This is a genomic window from Streptomyces sp. NPDC088147 (genome assembly GCF_044741565.1).
Taxonomy (GTDB): domain Bacteria; phylum Actinomycetota; class Actinomycetes; order Streptomycetales; family Streptomycetaceae; genus Streptomyces.
The window spans coordinates 231,404-251,308 of sequence record NZ_JBIUSY010000002.1 but is presented as its reverse complement, the minus strand read 5'-3'; the positions used below and the strand labels follow the sequence as shown (position 1 = coordinate 251,308).

Sequence of the window (19,905 nt, the reverse complement as noted above, 5' to 3'; positions counted from 1 at the left end):
GTGACGTCGGGCGTCGGCATCAGGACCGTGTCGGTGAGCACCCCGGCGCCAGGGGTCCGGCGGGGCCGTTCGTGGCAGGGGCGGAGGGGGAGGTGGCGGTGACAGTGGCGGAGGCGGAGGCGGAGGCAGAAGCCAACTCGGCGGAGGCAGAGGCAGAGGCAGAAGCCAACTCGGCGGAGGCGGAGGCAGACGCGGCGGGTGTCGGCTCGGCAGCAGCCGCCTCATCGGACACCGGCTCGGCGGGGAGGTGTGTGGCGGGGAGCGGTGTGGCGGGGCCCCTGGTGCGGGACAGCGAGGTGAGGGCCACTCCCCCGACCAGCAGCGCCGCCGCGCACCAGCGCAGGGGGCTGACGGACTCGCTCAGCAGCAGCGCCGCCGACGACATCCCGAAGACCGGGACGAGCAAGGAGAAAGGTGCGACGGACGAGGCGGGATAGCGGCGCAGCAGAAAGCCCCAGGCGCCGAAGCCGAAGACGGTCGTGACCCAGGCGACGTAGAGGATGACGCCGATGCCGGTGCCGTCCAGGGCGCGCAGCGCGGCCAGGTCGGCGTCCGGGCCCTCGAACAGCAGCGAGAGACCGAGCAACGGCAGTACGGGGACGGCCGACACCCACACCATGAAGTTCAGGGCGTCCGGCGGGGACGCCTTGCGGGTGAGCACATTGGAGACGCCCCAGCAGGCCGCGGCAGCGATGACCAGCGCGAAGGCGAGCAGCGGGCCCGAGGTGCCCTCGTCGACCGCCGCCACAGCGATCCCGGCCAGCGCGACAGCCATGCCCAGCAGCCGTACGCCGCCGGGCCGTTCACCGAGGGCGACCGCCGCGAACAGGGCCGTGAAGACGGCCTGGATCTGGAGGACGAGCGACGAGAGACCGGCCGGCATGCCCTGGTCCATGCCGACGAAGAGCAGTCCGAACTTGGCCACACCCAGCACCAGTCCGACCCCGATCACCCACTTCCAGGCGACCTTCGGCCGGCCCACAAAGAAGACCGCGGGCAGCGCCGCCGCCAGAAAGCGCAGTGCGGAGAAGAGCAGCGGCGGGAAGTGACCGAGCCCGACCTCGATGACGACGAAGTTCACTCCCCAGACGGCGGTGACGAGAACGGCGAGAGCGATATGAGTGGTGCGCATGCACCGAGGATCATCGGACCGGACTATGTAGCACCAGCGCGGATTTCTTCATGGTGGAATTCAGCGTTGCTTATGATTCTCCGAAAAGCTCCAGGAAAGGGGGCAGCGATGCTCGATCTGGCCAGGCTGCGCGCACTGCACGCCGTCTCCGTCCACGGTTCCGTGGCCGCGGCGGCCGCGGCTCTCGGCTATACGCCCTCGGCCGTGTCCCAGCAGATCACCAAGTTGGAGCGGGAGACCCGTACGACTCTGCTGGAGCGGCGCGGGCGAGGCGTGGCGCTCACCGACGAGGCGCGCCATCTCGCCTCCACGGCTGAGGAGTTGCTCGGGATAATGGAGCGCGCCGAGACCACGCTGGAGGAGCGCAGGGGAAAGCCGACCGGGCAGCTCGTCGTCGGGGCGTTCGCTTCCTCGGCCCGCGGGCTGCTCCCCGGTGTCCTGGCGGAGCTGGCCGCACGGCACCCCACCCTCGATGTCCGGCTGCGGGAGATCGATCCGCATCTCTCCATCGATCTGGTGGCCCGCGGGGCGATCGATCTGGCGGTCGCGCACGACTGGGACATCGCGCCGCTGCCCGCCCCCGAGGGCGTGGAGCAGGCGATCATCGGGGACGACCTGTGCGATGTGCTCGTACCGGCGGCGCATCCGCTGGCGGGGCGGCCGTCCGTCCGGCGGGAGGACCTGTCGCGACAGCGCTGGATCTGCCAGCCGCCCGGGACGGTCTGCCACGACTGGCTGACGCGTACGCTGCGCGCGGCCGGCTGCGAGCCCGATCTCGCGCATCAGGCCGAGGAGAGCCACACACAGCTCGCGCTGGTGGCGGCGGGGCTCGGTATCGCCATGATTCCGCGCCTGGGGCGCGGGCCGCTGCCCGAGGGGGTACGCGCGATCACGCTCGACCCCGTACCGATACGCAGGCTGTACGCGCTCTGGCGGACGGGCGCGGCCAGACGTCCGGCGGTCACGGCGACCGTGGAGACGTTGCGGCGGCACTGGCCGGCGGTCGCCGCCGCCTGAGTCCCGCCCCTTACCGAAGGCCGGGCGCCTCACCGCCGAGCCCCGCGCCTCACCGCCGGGCCGGGTCCCGGCCGTCGCGGCTCGCAGGTGCTGTCCGTGGCGCGTCTCTTGACTGGCAGTTACTTTCCGGATATCCGTAAATCTTGGAAGTTTCCTTCACTTTCCTCGCAGCGCACGGCCGGAAGGAGCACCAGTGCACGACCGGACCATCTCCAGACGCGCCCTCCTCACCGCAACCGCCGTAGCGGCGGCGGCTGTTACCACCGCCGCCGTTCCCGCGGCCGCCGCCGTCCCCCCGCCCCACGAGCGAGCCCCCGACCGGCTCCCCCTCGACCGCCGCGACCCCCTGGACCGCCGCGCTCGCCTGCGCCGCCTCATCAGCCGTATGAGCCTGGAGGAGAAGGTCGGCCAGCTCTTCGTCATGCGGGTGTACGGCCACTCCGCCACCGCGCCCGACCAGGCCGACATCGACTCCAACCTCGCCGAGATCGGGATCCGCACGGCCGCCGAGCTGATCTCCACGTACCACGTCGGCGGCATCATCTACTTCGCCTGGGCACACAACACCCGTGATCCGCACCAGATCGCCGGCCTCTCCAATGGCATTCAGAAGGCCGGACTGGCCCAGCGCGTCCCCGTGCCCCTGATCATCGCCACCGATCAGGAGCACGGCATCGTCGCCCGGATCGGTGAGCCCGCCACGCTGCTGCCGGGCGCCATGGCGCTCGGCGCGTCCCGTTCGCACTCCGACGCCCACGAGGCCGCCCGGATCGCGGGCACGGAGCTGGCCGCCATGGGCATCAACCAGAACTACGCGCCCGACGCGGACGTCAACGTCAACCCGGCCAATCCCGTCATCGGCGTCCGGTCCTTCGGCGCCGATCCGCAGGCGGTGGCCGGGATGGTGACCGCCCAGGTCAAGGGGTACCAGAGCGCCGGTATCGCCACCGCGGCCAAGCACTTCCCGGGTCATGGCGACACCAAGGACGACAGCCACTACGCGCTGCCCACCATCCACCACACCCGCGCACAGTGGGCGGAGCTGGACGCGCCGCCGTTCCGGGCCGCGATCGCCGCCGGTGTCACCTCGATCATGACCGCGCACATCGTCGTCCCCGCCCTCGATCCGAGCGAGGACCCGGCGACCCTCTCGCACCCCATCGTCACCGGCGTGCTCCGCGAACAGCTCGGCTACGACGGCCTGGTGGTCACCGACGCGCTCGGGATGGCGGGCGTACGGCAGAAGTACGGCGACGACCGGGTGCCCGTCCTCGCGCTGAAGGCGGGCGTCGACCAGTTGCTCAATCCGCCGGATCTCCGCGTGGCGTGGAACGCCGTCGTGGCCGCGGTCAAGGGGGGCGAGCTCAGCGAGCGGCGCGTCGAGGAGTCGGTCCTGCGCATCCTCGAACTGAAGGACCGGCTGGGGCTGTTCCGCGGTGATCCCTATGTCTCGCCCCGGGACGTGGACCGCGAGGTCGGCACCCGGGCGCATCTCGCCGCCGCCGACCGGATCGCCGAGAACACCACCACCCTGCTCGCCAACGAGCGCGGACTGCTGCCCCTGAGCCGTCGCCGGGAGAGGAATCTGCTGGTCGTGGGCGCCGATCCGGCCTCGCCCTCCGGGACGACGGGTCCGCCGACCACCGTGCTGGCCACCGCCCTGACCCAACTGGGCTTCACCGCCACGGCCCTGTCCACCGGTACGGCACCCACCGCGGCGCTCGTCGCGGCGGCGGTGGAGGCCGCGCGGGGCAAGGACGCGGTGGTCGTGGCCACGTACAACGTCTCGGCCACCAGCACGCAGCGCACGCTGGTGAGCGCGCTGGCCGCGAGCGGCGTTCCCGTCGTCGCGGTCGCCATCCGCAATCCGTACGACATCGCGTGGCTGCCCGGTGTCACCGCGTCCCTCGCCGCCTACTCATGGACGGATGTCGAACTGCGGGCCGCGGCACGGGTGATCGCGGGCCGGGCGCGTCCCAGGGGCCGGCTGCCGGTGCCGGTGCAGCGCGCGGACGATCCGACGCGGGTGCTGTATCCCGTCGGCCACGGACTGGGCTACTGACCACAGCCGGCGCCGGCACGGGAGACGCGCAGTGCCCGCCGTTCACGAGGCATCGAGTCCCATGAACGGCGGGCACTGCGGGCACTACGGGCACCGCGCGCGCACTACGGGCACCGCGCGCGCACTGCGGGCACTGCGGGCACGGCGCGGGCACCGCGGCAACGGCGGGCGGCTCGGAGAGCCGACGCGCTACGGCCTCAAGGTCTGCTGCCGCTCCACCTTCTGGCGGTCGAGCTTGGAGTCGAACGGAGCCAGCGGCTTCGCCTTCGACTCGTCCTTCTGCACGGCGGCCGGAGCGACGCCCGCCCAGGCCAGGATCCGGGCCGTGGCCTTCGCCTGCTCGTCCGGGACCAGACCCGCGACATTGGCGCCGTGGTTGGCGCCCGGCGCGACATACACATAGCTGTCACGCGCGCCGCTGCCGAGGCGGAACCGTTCCGCGCCCCACGGGTCGTTCTGGCCGTACACGAACAGCATCTGGTTCGCGTGGTGGCGGACCCAGTTGTCGACATCCGGCATCGTCAGCGGGTTGAACCTCATGGGGATGTCGCGCGGTACGAAGTTCCGCGGCGGCTGGTATCCGTACCGGCTCAGATTGCCCAGGTGCGGCTGCTTGATGTCGGGCGAGCCCAGCTGTGTACCGGCCTGGTAGTAGTACGGCGTGTACGTCGTCAGGCCCTGGTCCGTGTAGGCGGAGAAGCCGGAGATCGTGTCGACGGTGTCGTAGATCTCCTGGTCGGAGACGGTGGCCGCCGGGATGGTGTCGCAGTCGGAGAGCAGGCTGTACTGCCAGAAGCCCCAGACGAAGTCGAGCACGGTGGCCTCGTAGGCCTTGTCGAGCGTGCCGATCGTGTGGAACGTGGCGCCGTTGGCGTCCGCCCACTCCTTGAACTTCTTCTCCAGCGGCTCGCGCCGGATCAGCGCCTCGCGCTGCACGGCGTTGAGCTTGTCGCGGCACTCCTTGGTGCCGACGCGCTCGAAGAACCGGTCGTACGCGGAGTCCTCTGTGTTCCACACGTCATTGGGCGCGACGTACGCGACGACGCCGTCCATGTCGCGCGGGTAGTAGCGCTCGAAGTACGTGGCGGTCATACCGCCCTTGGAACCGCCCGTGGAGAGCCAGTTCTTGGGGTAGATCTTCTTCAGCGCGGTGAAGATCCGGTGCTGGTCACTGGCCGCCTGCCAGATGTCCAGCTTCGACCAGTCGGCCGGCTGCGGGCGCGACGGGGTGAAGAAGCGGTACTCCATCGACACCTGGTTGCCGTCGATGATCCGGGTCGGCTCACTGCGGCTCGGGGTGGTGGAGACGTTGTAGCCGCCGGTGAAGAAGACCGTGGGCCGGCTGGTGTCCTTGTGCAGCAGCGTGACGCGCTGCTGGAACGTGCCCTTGGACGGCTTCCGGTGGTCCACCGGCTGCGTGTAGTTGAGAACGAAGTAGCGGTATCCCTCGTAGGGCTTCTCCTGGATCAGGCTCATCCCCGGGATCGCGAGGATTCGGTCCTTGATGTCGGTGGTGTCGGCGGCGGTCTTCTGGTCCGCACTCCGATCGGCGGCGGTGGCCGCGCCGGCTGTCGCCACCGTGCCTATGACCAGCACGAACGACAACACCCATCTCAGCGCCTTGCGCATTCACACTCCCTGTGTTCATGACAGACGCCGTGAACCTAGCCCGGTCACCGTCCGAACCGCCAGTCCTCTTGACCGTTTTATCCCGCCGGGCTCCCGCGCAATCCTCAGCAGAGGATCCAGCCCGTCGAGCCCTTCTTCCCCGAGACGACGCCCGTGGCCCGTACACAGCGGTTCAGCGCGTGCACCGTGACCGGGCCGGCCCGGTGGGTGTAGTCGCCGCTGTCCACGACCGGGTTGCCGCCGCGCGGCTGGAGGCTGACCGACATCGCGCGCCTGGTCCCCGGCTTCTTGGCGACGGTGACCGCGCAGGCGTAGCCGCGGTTCTTGTAGACCCGCAGCTCGCCGGTGGCGAAGCCGACCGTCTTCTGCGGCCGGCCCGAACAGACCGACGCGGCCTCGGCTCCTGACGCACCGGGACCGGCCAGCACCGTGGCTCCCCCGGCGGCCAGGACCACCAGACAGTGCAGCAGTGCTCTGCTGATCCTGGTTCCACTCCCGGCCGCCCCAGCCGAACCGAACACGAATGCCCCCCATGACTACTCGGGTGTACATCCGTACGACGCCTGGGGAGCCAGGACGGTTGCGGAACCGCGCCCCGTGCGCCCCCGTACACCCCCGCGCAACCGGCACAACCAGTCACAATCGAACACAACCGGACACCGCGTCACCGCACCGCCGCGGGCTCCTCCTCGCCGATGAAGCTGCTCCACAGCCGGGTGTACCGGCCGTTCAGCGCGAGCAGTTGCTCGTGTGTGCCGTCCTCCACCACCCGGCCGTGGTCCATCACTATCACCCGGTCCGCGCGGGCCGCGGTGGTCAGCCGGTGGGCGACCACCAGGGTGGTACGGCGGCCGGTGAGCCGGTCGGTGGCCTGGTTGACCAGCGCCTCGCTCGCCAGGTCCAGCGCGGCGGTCGCCTCGTCGAGCAGCAGAACGTCCGGGTCGACCAGTTCGGCGCGGGCCAGGGCGATCAACTGGCGCTGTCCGGCGGAGAGATTGCGGCCGCGCTCGGCGACCGCGTGCAGATAGCCGCCGTCCAGGGTGGCGATCATCTCGTGGGCGCCGACCGCGCGGGCCGCGGCCTCCACCTCCGCGTCGGTCGCCTCGGGGCGCCCGTACGCGATGGCGTCCCGGACCGTACCGGCGAAGAGATACGCCTCCTGCGGTACGACGCCGAGCCGGTGCCGGTACGCCGTCAGATCCAGCTCGCGCAGATCCGTACCGTCCGCCGTCACCCGGCCCGCGGTCGGGTCGTAGAACCGCGCGACCAGCTTGACCAGCGTGGACTTGCCCGCGCCGGTCTCACCGACGAAGGCGACGGTCTGGCCGGCCGGTATGCGCAGATCCACCCCGGTCAGCGCGGCCTCAGCGCCTCCGGCGATGCCGCTCGCCTCGAAGCCGCTCCCCTCCAGGCCGCGTTCCGCCGAGCCGCTTCCCGCCGAGCCGGTCCCTTCGACGCCGCTTCTCTCGACGCCGCTTCTCTCGACGGCGCTTCTCTCGACGGCGTCTCCGTCGATGCCGCCTCCGTACGAGAACTCGACGCCCTCGAAGGCGATCTCACCGCGCAGCGACAGCACGTCCAGCGGCGCCTTCGGGGCGGCCGTCGACGTCCGCTCCCGCAGCAGCTCCTGGATCCGGCCCAGCGAGACGGTCGCCTGCTGGTAGCCGTCGAAGACCTGCGAGAGCTGCTGCACCGGCGCGAAGAACAGATCGATGTAGAGGAGGTACGCGACCAGCGCGCCGGTCGTCAGCGTGCCCGCCTCCACCCGCCCCGCGCCCACGATCAGCACGGCCGCCGCGGCCACCGAGGAGAGCAGCTGGACGAAGGGGAAGTAGACCGATATCAGCCACTGGCCCCGTACCCGCGCCGAACGGTAGTGGTCGCTGCGGGCTGCGAAGCGCGCGCCGCCGTCCTTCTCGCGCCGGAACGCCTGGACGATCCGGAGCCCGGACACGGACTCCTGGAGGTCCGCGTTGACGACGCTGATGCGCTCGCGGGCCAGTTCGTACGCCTGCACGCTCTTGCGGCGGAAGAAGTACGTACCGACGATCAGCACGGGCAGGGTCGCGAAGACCACCAGCGCCAGTTCCACATCGATCACCAGCAGCGCCACCAGGATGCCGAAGAAGGTGACGACGGAGACGAACGCGGTGACGAGCCCGGTCTGCAGGAACGTCGACAGCGCGTCGACGTCGGTCGTCATACGGGTCATGATGCGGCCCGTCAGCTCACGCTCGTAGTAGTCGAGCCCGAGCCGTTGGAGCTGCGCGAAGATCTTGAGCCGCAGCGCGTAGAGGACACGTTCGCCGGTGCGGCCCGTCTTGCGGATCTCGCCGGTCTGCGCCGCCCACTGGACGAGCACGGTCAGCAGACCGAGCGAGGCGGCCGTCCAGACGGCGCCGAGGGCCAGTTGCTCGACGCCCTGGTCGATGCCGTGCCGGATGAGGACCGGGAGCAGCAGGCCCATGCCCGCGTCGACCGCGACGAGCGCCAGGCTGACCAGCAGCGGCAGCCCGAACCCGCGCAGCAGCCGGCGCAGCCCGTACGCCTCCTCGGCGGCCACGGCGCGCGCCTCGTCGATCGCGGGCAGGTCGGTGGCCGGGGGCAGCGCCTCGACCTGGGCGAGCAGTTCGGGTGTGGCGCCGGGGGCCGCGGAGTCCGACGAACCGCCGCCGGGCGCCTCGTCCCGTTCCCACAGGGCGGGGGTGACACCACGCTCGGCGTCGAACTCCGCGTCGATCTCGGCCTGGAGGGCGCGGGCGTCCGCCACGGACCCCGGAGACTCCAGGGACTCCAACGACTTCGGCGACTCCATGGACTCAAGAGGCTCAAGGGACTCCGGCGACTCGGCGGACGCAGGGGATCCGGCGGACGCAGGGGATCCGGCGGACGCCTCGGGCTCGATCACCCCCGTCTCGCCCCCGGTCCCGGCCCCGGACAGCGCCTCGACGGCGACCGCCGTGTGACCGGGCGAGACCCCGCCCAGTTCGTCCGGCTCGGTCAGCAGCCGCCGGTAGAGGGCGGAGCGCCGCTGGAGTTCCTCGTGCGTCCCGACGTCGGCGAGCCGGCCGCCGTCCAGTACGGCGATACGGTCCGCCAGTCCGAGGGTGGAGCGGCGGTGGGCGATCAGCAGCGTCGTCCGGCCGGCCATCACCGCGCGCAGCGCGTCATGGATCTCGTGCTCCACCCGGGCGTCCACGGCGGAGGTGGCGTCGTCGAGGACGAGCAGCCGCGGGTCGGTGAGGATGGCCCGCGCGAGCGCGATGCGCTGGCGCTGTCCGCCGGAGAGCGTGAGGCCCTGCTCGCCCACCTTGGTGTCGTAGCCGCCGGGCAGTTCCGAGATGAAGCCATGGGCCTGGGCGGCGCGGGTGGCCCGGAGGATCTCCTCCTCGGTGGCGTCCGGCTTTCCGTAGGCGATGTTGGCCCGAACGGTGTCGGAGAAGAGGAAGCTGTCTTCCGGTACGAGCCCGATGGCGGCCCGCAGCGAGTGGAGGGTCAGCTCGCGCACGTCATGGCCGCCGACGAGGACCGCGCCGTGCGTCACGTCGTAGAAGCGGGGCAGCAGCAGCGAGACCGTGGATTTGCCGCTGCCGGACGAGCCGACGACGGCGACGGTCTCGCCCGGCCGCATCTCCAGCGAGAACCCTTCGAGAACGGTCCGCCCGTCCTCGTACGCGAACGAGACGTCGTCGAACTCGACCGATGCCTCGGCGTCCGCCGGCAGCTCCTTCGTACCGTCCTGAAGGGTCGGTTCCGTGTCGATCAGCTCCAGCACCCGTTCCACCCCGGCCCGTGCCTGCTGACCGATGGTCAGCACCATGGCGAGCATCCGGACGGGGCCGACGAGCTGGGCGAGATAGGTGGAGAAGGCGACGAACGTGCCGAGGGTGATCTGTCCCCGGGTGGCCAGCCAGCCGCCGAGCGCCAGCATCGCGACCTGCCCCAGCGCGGGGACGGCCTGGAGGGCGGGGGTGTAGCGGGCGTTGAGCCTGATGGTGCGCAGCCGCCCGGCGAACAGCTTGCGGCCCGCGTCGCGGAGCTTTCCGGTCTCCTGGTCCTCCTGGCCGAACCCCTTGACCACGCGTACGCCGGAGACGGCCCCGTCCACGACCCCGGCGACCGCGGCGGCCTGCGACTGGGCGTACCAGGTGGCGGGGTGCAGGCGGGTGCGGCTGCGGCGGGCGATGAACCAGACGGCGGGGGCGACGGCCAGCGCGATCAGTGTCAGCGGCGGCGACAGCCACGCCATGATCACCAGGGATATCAGGAACAGCAGCACGTTGCCGATGGTCATCGGCAGCATGAAGAGCAGGCCCTGGATGAGCTGGAGGTCGCTGGTGGCGCGGCCGATGACCTGGCCGGTGGAGAGCGTGTCCTGACGCCGCCCGTCGAGCCGGGCGATCGTGTCGTACATCTCCGTACGCAGATCGTGCTGGACGTCGAGCGCGAGCCGTCCGCCGTAGTAACGGCGGACGAAGGTGGCGGCGTAGACGGCGAGGGCCGCGACGATCAGCAGACCGGTCCAGACGAGGAGGGAGCGGTCACCGCCCCCGATGACATCGTCGATGACGACCTTGGTGATCAGCGGGACGAGCGCCATCACCGCCATCCCGGCGAGCGAGGACCCGAGGGCGAGCACCACGTTGCGCCGGTACCGCCACGCGTATCCCGTGAGCCGCCGTGCCCACCCCTGCTCCGCCGCCGCCACTGAGTGCCTCCCGATCGACCTGATCTGCCGGAAGGCACCAACGCGGGCCGTCGCGGATTTCATCCCTCCGCAACAGATACCGGTCCGTGGTCGCAGACGCACCAGCAGTTGGTCCTAGGACCTCGCCGCCGGGATCTCCGTCTCCGGGCCCCGGACAGGAGGATCTAGGCGCCGGCCCTCGCGAGGTCCTTGTGGACTGCCCTGGCGACGGCCTGGATGGTGTTGATGCCGTCGTTCATCGTCTTGTCGTCGTAGGTGAGGACGGTGATCGTGTAGTCGTGGCCCTTGCCCGTGAACGCGCCGATGCTGTGCACGCGCCAGCCGTGGGTGGACCGCTGGAGCCAGCCGTTCTTGAGCTGGACGGTCGCGGTGGCCGGGGCGCCCGCCGGTACGCCCCAGCGCTGGGACGTCACGACCTTGCCCATCCGGTCCAGGATGAAGGCGCGCGAGGCGGCGCCGAGCACGGTGTTCTCCCCGGTGATCAGGGACAGCAGTCGCCTCTCGTCCTGCGCGGTGATCTGGGTGAGGCCCCAGGAACCCTTCGCGCCCGGGACGGTCCCGGTCATCCCCGCGGCCTTGAGGAAGCCCTTGACCTTCGTCGGGCCGAGCTGCTTCCACAGCGTGCTGGTCGACGCGTTGTCCGATCTGGTGATCATGGCCGTGGCGAGATCGGTCTCACGCCCGGTCAGCTTGCGGTGCGTCTTCCGCGCGTCCCAGAGCAGCGTCGCGAGGACAGTGACCTTGACCACACTGGCGGAGTCGTACTGCTGCGTGGCGTGCAGGGCGCAGCGCGTGCCGGTCGTGCGGTCGTGGACCGCGAGGGCCGTGGTGGACTTCCGGCCCTTGAGCGACGCGGTGATGTCCCTGGTCAGCTCGGCGCCGAGCCCGGCCTTGTCCGAGGTGCAGGTGACGGCCGGAGCCGCCGCGGCGGCGGGCACCGTTCCCGCGGTCACCGGCACGAGTACGCCCACCGCCAGGGCGGCGGCGAGCGGGCCCCGGGCACGCCGGGACTTTCGCTGGTGCGTCATGAGGGATTCCCGCCCCTGGAGCGTCGGCGAGCGCGCTCCGCGCGGCGCGCCCGCCGACCATGATGCACACGTACGGGTGAATGGTTGTACGGCCGAATGGTGTCGCGATTGTCACAACTGTCGGTCTTGCCGCAACCGTCCCGCCGGACGCCACCGACGCCCCCGGACATCACCGACTGCCCCGGACACCGCCGACTCCCCCGGCCGCACCCGTGGGCTCCGGTCAGAGATCGGTCAGAGATGGGTCGGGGCGAACATCCTGAGCAGGGCGGGGAGAACGACCACCGACGGGCCCGGTGCCGCGAGCGCCCCGGCGAGGTCCTCGCGCAGGGACTCCGGGGTGGTACGGACCGCCGGGACGCCGAAGGACTCGGACAGCGCCACGAAGTCCGGGCGCGACAGCTCCGTACCGGTCGCTTCGCCGAAGGCGTCCGTCATGTACTCGCGCAGGATCCCGTAGCCGCCGTCGTCCACGATCAGCCATGTGACCGGCAGGTCGTACTGGCGGGCGGTGGCCAGCTCCGCGAGCGAGTACATCGCGCCGCCGTCGCCCGAGACGGCGAGGACCGGTTTCGTACGGTCGGCCGCCGCCGCGCCCAGGGCGGCGGGGAACGCGTAACCGAGACCGCCCGCGCCCTGGCCGGAGTGCATCGGGCCCGGCCAGGCGGACCAGGCCCAGTAGGCGAGGATCGTCATGTCCCAGAAGCTGGGGGACGCGGCGGGCAGCGCGTCGCGTACGGAGGCCAGCACTTGCTGCTCCAGGGTGAGGTCCTGGGCGGCGATCCTGGCCCGTACCTTCGTCAGGACCGTACGGACCGACTCGGCGCCCGCCGGGTCCCGGCGCTCGCTCACCGCGTCCAGCAGCGCGGACAGCGCGTTGCGGGCGTCGGCGTGGATGCCGAGGGCGGGGTGGTTGGACTCCAGCTTGCCGAGGTCCGCCTCGATCTGGATCACCCGGCCGCGCGGGCGGAACGTGTGGTAGTTCGAGGAGAGTTCGCCGAGCCCGGAGCCGACCACCAGCAGGACGTCCGCGTCTTCGAGGAAGTCCGTGGTGTGGCGGTCCTCCAGCCAGGACTGGAGCGAGAGCGGATGCTCCCAGGGGAAGGCGCCCTTGCCGCCGAAGGTGGTGACGACCGGCGCGGCCAGCTTCTCGGCGAGCGCGCGGAGCTTGCCTCCGGCGTCGGCGCGGACGACTCCACCGCCCGCGATGATCGCCGGGCGGGCGGCGTTCGACAGCGCGTGGGCGGCCACGGCGGTCAGTTCGGGACGGGGCAGCAGCTCGCGCGGGGTCGCGTCCATGGCGGTGACGACCGGCAGGGACGTCCCGGCGAGGAGGACGTCCTGCGGGATCTCGACCCAGACCGGGCCGTGCGGCGCGGTGAGCGCGGATTCCCAGGCGGCGGCGATCGCTGACGGGATCTGGGAGGCGGCGCGGACGGGGTGCACGGACTTCACGATGTCGCGGAAGGACGCCTGCTGGTCGCGGAGTTCATGCAGATAGCCGTGCCGGCCGCCGCCGAGCCCCGCCGACGGGATCTGGCTGGAGATCGCGAGGACGGGCGCCGAGGCGGCGGCCGCCTCCTGGAGCGCGGCGAGCGAGGTCAGGGCGCCGGGGCCGGTGGAGAGCAGCAGCGGGGCGACCTCGCCGGTGACCCTGCCGTACGCGTCGGCGGCGAACCCCGCGTTGTTCTCGACACGGAGGCCGACGTACTGGAGCGAGGACCGGCGCAGGGCGTCGAACATCCCCAGCGCGTGCTGTCCCGGCAGCCCGAACACGGTGGTGGCGCCGAGCCCGTACAGCGTCTCGACGACCAGGTCACCGCCGTTGCGCCCGGCGGGTGGCGCCAGGGCGGCGGCGGTCTGTCCGGGGGTGAGGGGCCGGGGCCCGTGGTCGTGATCGTGGTCGTGGGTCACTTCGTCGCCTTCCCCGCGGCGATCTGCCGGGACATGATCGTCGTCAGTTCGTACGCCGTGTGGGAGGCGGCGACGGAGGTGATCTCGGCGTGGTCGTACGCGGGCGCGACCTCGACGACATCCGCCGAGACCACATTGCAGGAGGCCAGTCCCCGCACTATTTCGAGGAGTTCACGGGAGGTCAGCCCGCCCGCCTCGGGCGTGCCGGTGCCGGGCGCGTGCGCCGGGTCCAGCACATCGATGTCGATGGAGATGTACAGCGGACGGTCCCCGATGCGCTGCCGCAGCTGGTCGGCGATCTCGTCCACGCCCCGGCGCATCACATCGGCGGACGTGACGATCCCGAAGCCCATCCTGGCGTCGTCGTCCAGGTCCCGCTTGCCGTAGAGCGGGCCGCGCGTACCGACGTGCGAGAGCGCCTCCGTATCGAGGATGCCCTCCTCGACGGCCCGGCGGAACGGCGTCCCGTGCGTGTACTCGGCGCCGAAGTAGGTGTCCCAGGTGTCCAGATGGGCGTCGAAGTGGAGCAGCGCGACCGGGCCGTGCCGCTTCGCCACCGAGCGCAGCAGCGGGAGCGCGATGGTGTGGTCGCCGCCGAGCGTCATCAGACGCGCGCCGGTCCCGAGCAGTTCGTCGGCCGCGGCCTCGATGGTGTCGACGGCCTCGTTGATGTTGAACGGGTTGGCGGCGATGTCCCCGGCGTCCGCGACCTGCGCGAGGGCGAACGGGGAGGCGTCCTGGGCCGGGTTGTACGGGCGCAGCAGGCGCGACGCCTCCCGGATCGCGTTTCCGCCGAAGCGGGCGCCGGGACGGTAGGAGACGCCGGTGTCGAAGGGGACGCCGACGACGGCGACATCGGCGGTGCCGACCTCGTCGAGCCGGGGCAGCCGGGCGAAGGTGGCCGGGCCCGCGTACCTCGGGACGCGGGACGAGTCGACCGGGCCACGTGGGCCGCCGTCGCGGCTCCCGTCGCCGGTGACCTGGGAAGTGACCTGGGGTTCGTTTCCGTTGCCGCTCATCGTCGGGCCTCTCCGGGTAGTGCTCGCGCGGCTCTGCGCGGCTCCGCGCCGCTGTGCGGCGCTGCGTACCGATACATGTCGCTGTGTGATGCTCTGTCAAGAATGGACCGGCCCACGGACAGTGGGCCGGTCCGGGTCGTGCGCCGCCCGCCCTCAGCCCACGGGAAGGGCCGGCTCGGACGGGGTCCCGGGGCTCTCGTCGTCCGCCTCACCCGCGAGCCGGCGCCGCCACGCGGCCAGCACCGCCTCGTCCGTCGGCCGGGTCGCCAGGCTGACGATCAGATAGGCGGCCAGCGAGGACAACAGCCCGTAGTAGACGGGCTCGTTGGCGAGGATGCCGTACGCCGCCATCAGCCCCACGACGGCCCCGCCACCGACGATCACGCCGGCCAGCGCGCCGTACACCGTCCCGCGCTTCCAGAGCAGACCGCCGAGGATCGGCACCAGCAGTCCGCCGACGAGCAGGTTGTACGCGACGGTGAGCGCCTCGACGACATCGTTGAGCGCGATCGCGATGGCGATGACGCCGATCCCCATGATCAGGATGAACAGCCGGTTGCCCCTGACCTCGTCGTGCTCGGCGCCGCCCGGTCCGCCGTCCGCGCCGCCGCCCCGGCCGCCGACCCTCCGCAGCCGCGACCAGATGTCGTTGTTCGCGACGGTCGCACAGGCGATCAGCGCGCCCGAGGAGGTCGACATCACGGCCGCGAGGGCGGCGGCCAGCACCAGCCCCCGTACGCCCATGGGCAGTTCGTCCTTGACGATGGTCGCGAACGCGTCGTCCGCGCTGCCCAGATTCGGGTAGAGCACCTTGGCCGCGGTCCCGATGACCGCTCCGGCCAGCGCGTACACCAGGCAGTACGTACCGGCGACGGTGCCGCCCCAGCGCGCCACCTTGTCGCCGCGCGCGGTGAACACCCGCTGCCAGATGTCCTGTCCGATCAGCATGCCGAAGGTGTAGATCAGCACATAGGTGAAGATCGTCTCGCCGCCGATGCCGAACGGCGCGAAGTACTCGTCCGGCAGCTGCGCCCTCATCTCGCTGAACCCGCCCGCCTTGACCACCGCGATGGGCAGCAGGAGCAGCAGCACCCCGACGGTCTTGACGACGAACTGCACCATGTCGGTGAGCGTGATGGACCACATGCCGCCGAGCGTCGAGTACGCGACGACGATGGCCCCGCCCAGGATGATCGCGACAGTGCGGTGCAGATCGAAGAGGACGTCGAAGATCGTGGCGTAGGCGATGGTCGAGGTGACCGCGAGCATCAGCGTGTACGCCCACATCACGATGCCCGAGATGACCCCGGCCCGGCCGCCGTAGCGCAGATCGAGCATCTCGGAGACGGTGTAGACCTTCAGCCGGGCGATCCGCGCGGAGAAGAAGACGGAAAGGGCGAGCAGGCCGAGGCCGATGGTGAAGACCATCCAGGCGCCGGAGAGCCCGTGCTTGTAGCCGAGGCCGACCCCGCCGATCGTGGAGGCGCCGCCGAGGACGATCGCGGCCATCGTGCCGGAGTACATCCAGGGGCCCAGCCTGCGGCCCGCGACCAGGAACTCGCTCTTGGACTTGGCGCGGCGCATGCCCCACCAGCCCATGGCCAGCATGCCGGCCAGATAGACGACGATCACCGCGTAATCGACAGCCATGGGCTTCCTCCGTCTCGACTCACACTCTTCATCCCGCGTTCTTGTGGGTCATGACGGTAGGTGGCCGGAAAGCATCGCTGAAGTGTACGTTTCATCCACTCCGCAGACGAATGACGGATGGAACATCCATGACGAACCCCACCGCGCGCCCCGCCGCTTCCCCGCCCACCCCGCCGATCCCGCTGGCCGCGCTGCTCGCGGACCGGGATCTCGGGCTGCGCCGGATCGCCGGGCCGCCGGACGACGGCTCCCAGGTGGTGCACTGGGTGCACACCTCGGAGATGGCGGATCCGTACCCGTACCTGCTCGGCGGGGAGCTGCTGCTGACCGCCGGTGTCCAGCTCAGCGACGCGTACGCGGACGAGTACGCGGCGCGGGTGGTCGAGGCGGGCGCGGCGGCGCTCGGTTTCGGGGTGACGCCGGTGTACGACACGGTGCCGCCCGCGCTTGTCGAGGCATGCGACCGGCACGGCCTGCCGCTGCTCGAAGTACCGCCGCGTACCCCGTTCACCACCGTCGCACGCGGGGTGTGGCGGCTGATGGCGGAGGCACGCCACCGCGAGCTGCGCCGGGTGACCCAGGCACAGCAGGGTCTGGCGGCCGCCGCCGCGCGCCAGGACCCGGTGCCCGCCGTGCTGCGGCAGCTGGCGGTGCGGCTGGGGGGCCGCGCGGTGCTGTTCGCGCCGGACGGCGCGGAGCTGCACACCACGGGCCAGGCTCCGTCGCCCGGGGTCCGTACGGCTCTCGCGCGGCTGGCCCGGGTGGTACGCGGCGGACCGGCGTCGGCCACCGACACCGCCCAGGGCGCCCATCTCGCCGCCTACGCGCTCGGCGGCGGACAGGGCCTCGTCCTCGGCGTGGCCACCGGCGGACGGGAGGCCGGGGACCACACGGTCACCGGCGTCGCCGTCGTCCTGCTGTCGCTGCTCACCGCGCCCCATCAGAGCGCGGCCGAGGCGGGCCGCTCGGCGGCGCTCGTACGGATGCTGCTCGGGGCCACGCCCGCCGAGGCCGCGCCGCTGCTCGGACCGGGGCCGTGGAGCGTGGTCCACGGGCGCGGCGGCTCCACGCTCTTCGCGGCGGGCGCGCTGGCGGCGGCACTGGGCAGCGCGCTGGTCGAGACGGACGGCACCACGACCCGGGTCGTCACCGACCGCGAGGTCACCGCCCGGCCGGGCTGGACCCTGGGCGTCAGCGAGCCGGTGGAACCCGCGGAACTGGCCGCCGCCGACGCCCGCGCCGGGCGCGCGCTGCGCCGCGCGGAGGCCACCCGCACCCCGCTCGTACACCACCACGGGGAGGGACTCACCGGCCTGTTCGCCCCCGAGGAGGCCGCCGCCCACGCCCGTGCCCGTCTCGCGCCGCTCGCCGGCTCCCCCGCCCTGGCCGAGACGCTGCGCGTCTGGCTCTCGCTGCACGGCAGCTGGGACCGTACGGCGGTGGCCCTGGCCGTCCACCGCAACACCGTCCGCCAGCGGATCGCCCGCTGCGCGACCCTGCTGGACACGGACCTGGACGACGCCGACGTACGGATGGAGCTGTGGTTCGCGCTGCGCTGGGCGTGACCGCGCGGGCCGGTTCCGCGGCTCGCGTCCGCGGACCCCGCCCGGCCGGCGAGCCGACCGTTCCCGGGGCCTGGACACCGGAACGAACCGCCGGGTAACTTGGATGAGCAAGCGCTTAGCCACGACGGGGAGGCACTCCAGTGCGCCGTACTGTCTACAACGAGGACCACGAGGCGTTCCGGGAGACCATCCGCGCCTTCATCGAGGCCGAGGTCGTCCCCGTCCACGACGAGTGGTACGCGGCGGGGCAGGCGCCCCGCGACTTCTACTACCAGCTCGGCGAGCTGGGCATCTTCGGCATCGAGGTGCCCGAGGAGTACGGCGGCGCGGGTGAGGAATCGTTCAAGTTCCAGGCGGTCATCACCGAGGAGTGCGCACGCGCGGGTGTCTCCTTCGGCGGCTCCGGGGTCCATGTCGCGCTCTGCCTGCCCTACTTGAAGGCGTACGCCACCGACGAGCAGAAGAAGCGCTGGCTGCCGGACTTCGTCAGCGGCCGGGCGATGTACGCCATCGCCATGACCGAGCCGGGCACGGGCTCCGACCTGGCCGGCATGAAGACCACCGCCAGGCTCTCCGAGGACGGCACGCACTACGTCCTGAACGGCGCGAAGACGTTCATCACCGGCGGCGTGCACGCGGACCGCGTGATCGTCTGCGCCCGTACCGCCGCCCCGACCGCCGAGGACCGCCGCCACGGCATCTCGCTGCTGGTCGTGGACACGGCGTCCGAGGGGTACGCGGTCGGCCGCAAGCTCGACAAGCTGGGGCTGCGGATCTCCGACACCGCCGAGCTGTCCTTCACCGACGTCAAGGTCCCGGTCGAGGATCTGCTCGGCGAGGAGAACAAGGGCTTCTCCTACCTCGGCCAGAACCTGCCGCAGGAGCGGCTGGGCATCGCCGTCGGCGCGTACGCGCAGGCCGCCGCGGCGGTCCGGTTCGCGCAGGCGTACGTCCAGGAGCGGACGGTCTTCGGCAAGAGCGTCGCGTCGTTCCAGAACACGAAGTTCGAACTGGCCGCGTGCAAGGCCGAGGTGGACGCGGCGGAGGCCGTCGTCGACCGCGCGCTGGAGGCCCATGACCTGGGCGAGCTGTCCGCGGCAGAGGCCGCGTCCGCGAAGCTCTTCACCACCGAGGTCGCGCACCGCGTCATCGACAAGTGCCTCCAGCTGCACGGCGGCTACGGCTATATGAACGAGTACCCGATCGCCCGGCTGTACGCGGACAATCGCGTCAACCGGATCTACGGCGGCACCAGCGAGGTCATGAAGATGATCATCGCCAAGTCGATGGGTCTGTAAGAAGTCGAAGGGCCGCGGGAAGGGGCGGGGCGGGCCGGTCCGGCCGTACGGTCAGAGCAGGCCCGCCTCGTTCAGCAGGTAGGCGGTCATCGGGTCGTAGAAGCGCGGGTCCGTGACATGGTCGTCCAGCGGGACGGTCACCTCCAGCGTGCCTTCCGCCTCGGCGATGAAGAGCGCCGGGTCGTTGCAGTCCGCGTATCCGACCGAGTCCAGTCCGCGCTGGCCCGCGCATCCCGCCCAGCCGTGGTCCGCGACCACCAGATCGGGCTGTGGTCTGCCCTCGCGCTCCAGACCGTCCAGGATCGCCCGCATCGGCTCCGGCGAGTGCGTGTGCCAGAGGGTCGCGCCGCGCTCCAGCATCGCGATGTCCGCGAACTGGAAGACCATGCCCTCGTCGGCGGTGAGCCCGCCCGGGATCCGTACGATCTCGCAGCCCGCGGCCCGCAGGGCGTCCGCGGTCTGGCGGTGCACGTCCAGCAGCCCGCCCGGGTGGCCGGTCGCGAACAGCACGCGCTGCTTGCCCGCGGCGGCCTTGCGCAACCGGGCGGCCAGCCGCTCCAGGCCGTCCACGGTCAGCTCGGGATCGATGGTGTCCTGACCGGCGCGGTGCTCCGGGTCGTCGCTGACCCCGCACCGCTCGGCCATCACGGCGAGCACGTCCTGCTCGTCGGTCCAGCGGTCCCCCAGCTCCAGGCCCAGCCAGTAGTGGCGGTCGCCATTGGCCAGCTTGCGGTAGTGGGAGAGGTTGTTGTCGCGGGGGGTGGCGACATTCCCGGCGATACGCGTTCGGACGAGATGGTCGACAAGGGCGGCACGGCTCGGTATCGGCATGAACCCATTGTGCCGTCCGACCCGCGCGCCGCGCCGGGTGTCCCGGTTCCCG

At 71.5% G+C, this 19,905-nt stretch carries 13 protein-coding genes; 4 read left to right on the top strand and 9 right to left on the bottom strand.

Going from position 1 to position 19,905, the window contains the following annotated elements; genetic code table 11:
• Nucleotides 1–19: 19 nt before the first annotated feature.
• Nucleotides 20–1,132, bottom strand: coding sequence for an EamA family transporter (locus tag ACIOGX_RS06465; protein ID WP_401910842.1), 1,113 nt, complete (start codon nucleotides 1,130–1,132; stop codon nucleotides 20–22).
• A 108-nt stretch (nucleotides 1,133–1,240) separates the two neighbouring features.
• On the opposite strand from ACIOGX_RS06465, the gene ACIOGX_RS06460 reads away from it, so the two are divergent.
• Nucleotides 1,241–2,149 carry a LysR family transcriptional regulator gene (locus tag ACIOGX_RS06460; protein WP_401910840.1) on the top strand — a complete coding sequence of 303 codons (909 nt, stop codon included), beginning with the start codon at nucleotides 1,241–1,243 and terminating at the stop codon, nucleotides 2,147–2,149.
• A 193-nt stretch (nucleotides 2,150–2,342) separates the two neighbouring features.
• Nucleotides 2,343–4,211: a glycoside hydrolase family 3 protein gene (locus ACIOGX_RS06455; protein ID WP_401910838.1), complete on the top strand. Its 1,869-nt coding sequence runs from the start codon at nucleotides 2,343–2,345 to the stop codon at nucleotides 4,209–4,211.
• Between the two features lie 189 nt (nucleotides 4,212–4,400).
• Here ACIOGX_RS06455 and ACIOGX_RS06450 read toward each other — a convergent pair whose 3' ends face one another.
• From ACIOGX_RS06450 to ACIOGX_RS06420, 7 genes are all read right to left on the bottom strand, one after another.
• A complete protein-coding gene (locus ACIOGX_RS06450) occupies nucleotides 4,401–5,840 on the bottom strand; it encodes a S28 family serine protease (protein ID WP_356508466.1) in 1,440 nt (479 codons plus the stop codon).
• A 104-nt stretch (nucleotides 5,841–5,944) separates the two neighbouring features.
• Complete coding sequence (locus ACIOGX_RS06445; protein WP_383960492.1) at nucleotides 5,945–6,361, bottom strand: hypothetical protein; 417 nt, start codon at nucleotides 6,359–6,361, stop codon at nucleotides 5,945–5,947.
• Nucleotides 6,362–6,504: 143 nt separating this feature from the next.
• Nucleotides 6,505–10,548, bottom strand: coding sequence for an ABC transporter transmembrane domain-containing protein (locus ACIOGX_RS06440; RefSeq protein ID WP_401910835.1), 4,044 nt, complete (start codon nucleotides 10,546–10,548; stop codon nucleotides 6,505–6,507).
• Between the two features lie 164 nt (nucleotides 10,549–10,712).
• Nucleotides 10,713–11,576 (bottom strand): serine hydrolase, encoded by an 864-nt coding sequence (locus ACIOGX_RS06435; protein WP_401767497.1) that lies wholly within the window; start codon nucleotides 11,574–11,576, stop codon nucleotides 10,713–10,715.
• A 234-nt stretch (nucleotides 11,577–11,810) separates the two neighbouring features.
• Nucleotides 11,811–13,490 (bottom strand): thiamine pyrophosphate-binding protein, encoded by a 1,680-nt coding sequence (locus tag ACIOGX_RS06430; protein ID WP_401910833.1) that lies wholly within the window; start codon nucleotides 13,488–13,490, stop codon nucleotides 11,811–11,813.
• Nucleotides 13,487–14,509 carry an agmatinase gene (gene speB / locus ACIOGX_RS06425; protein WP_401910831.1) on the bottom strand — a complete coding sequence of 341 codons (1,023 nt, stop codon included), beginning with the start codon at nucleotides 14,507–14,509 and terminating at the stop codon, nucleotides 13,487–13,489. The genes ACIOGX_RS06430 and speB overlap by 4 nt, the downstream gene beginning before the upstream one ends.
• Nucleotides 14,510–14,662: 153 nt before the next feature.
• A complete protein-coding gene (locus ACIOGX_RS06420) occupies nucleotides 14,663–16,159 on the bottom strand; it encodes a sodium:solute symporter (protein ID WP_356508476.1) in 1,497 nt (498 codons plus the stop codon).
• A 128-nt stretch (nucleotides 16,160–16,287) separates the two neighbouring features.
• On the opposite strand from ACIOGX_RS06420, the gene ACIOGX_RS06415 reads away from it, so the two are divergent.
• Complete coding sequence (locus ACIOGX_RS06415; RefSeq protein ID WP_401910827.1) at nucleotides 16,288–17,724, top strand: PucR family transcriptional regulator; 1,437 nt, start codon at nucleotides 16,288–16,290, stop codon at nucleotides 17,722–17,724.
• A 140-nt stretch (nucleotides 17,725–17,864) separates the two neighbouring features.
• Entirely contained in the window at nucleotides 17,865–19,022 is a 1,158-nt protein-coding gene (locus tag ACIOGX_RS06410; RefSeq protein WP_383960508.1) for an acyl-CoA dehydrogenase family protein, read from the top strand.
• A gap of 51 nt (nucleotides 19,023–19,073) precedes the next feature.
• On the opposite strand, the gene ACIOGX_RS06405 is transcribed toward ACIOGX_RS06410, so the two are convergent.
• Nucleotides 19,074–19,853 (bottom strand): phosphatase, encoded by a 780-nt coding sequence (locus tag ACIOGX_RS06405; protein WP_401910824.1) that lies wholly within the window; start codon nucleotides 19,851–19,853, stop codon nucleotides 19,074–19,076.
• Nucleotides 19,854–19,905: the final 52 nt, after the last annotated feature.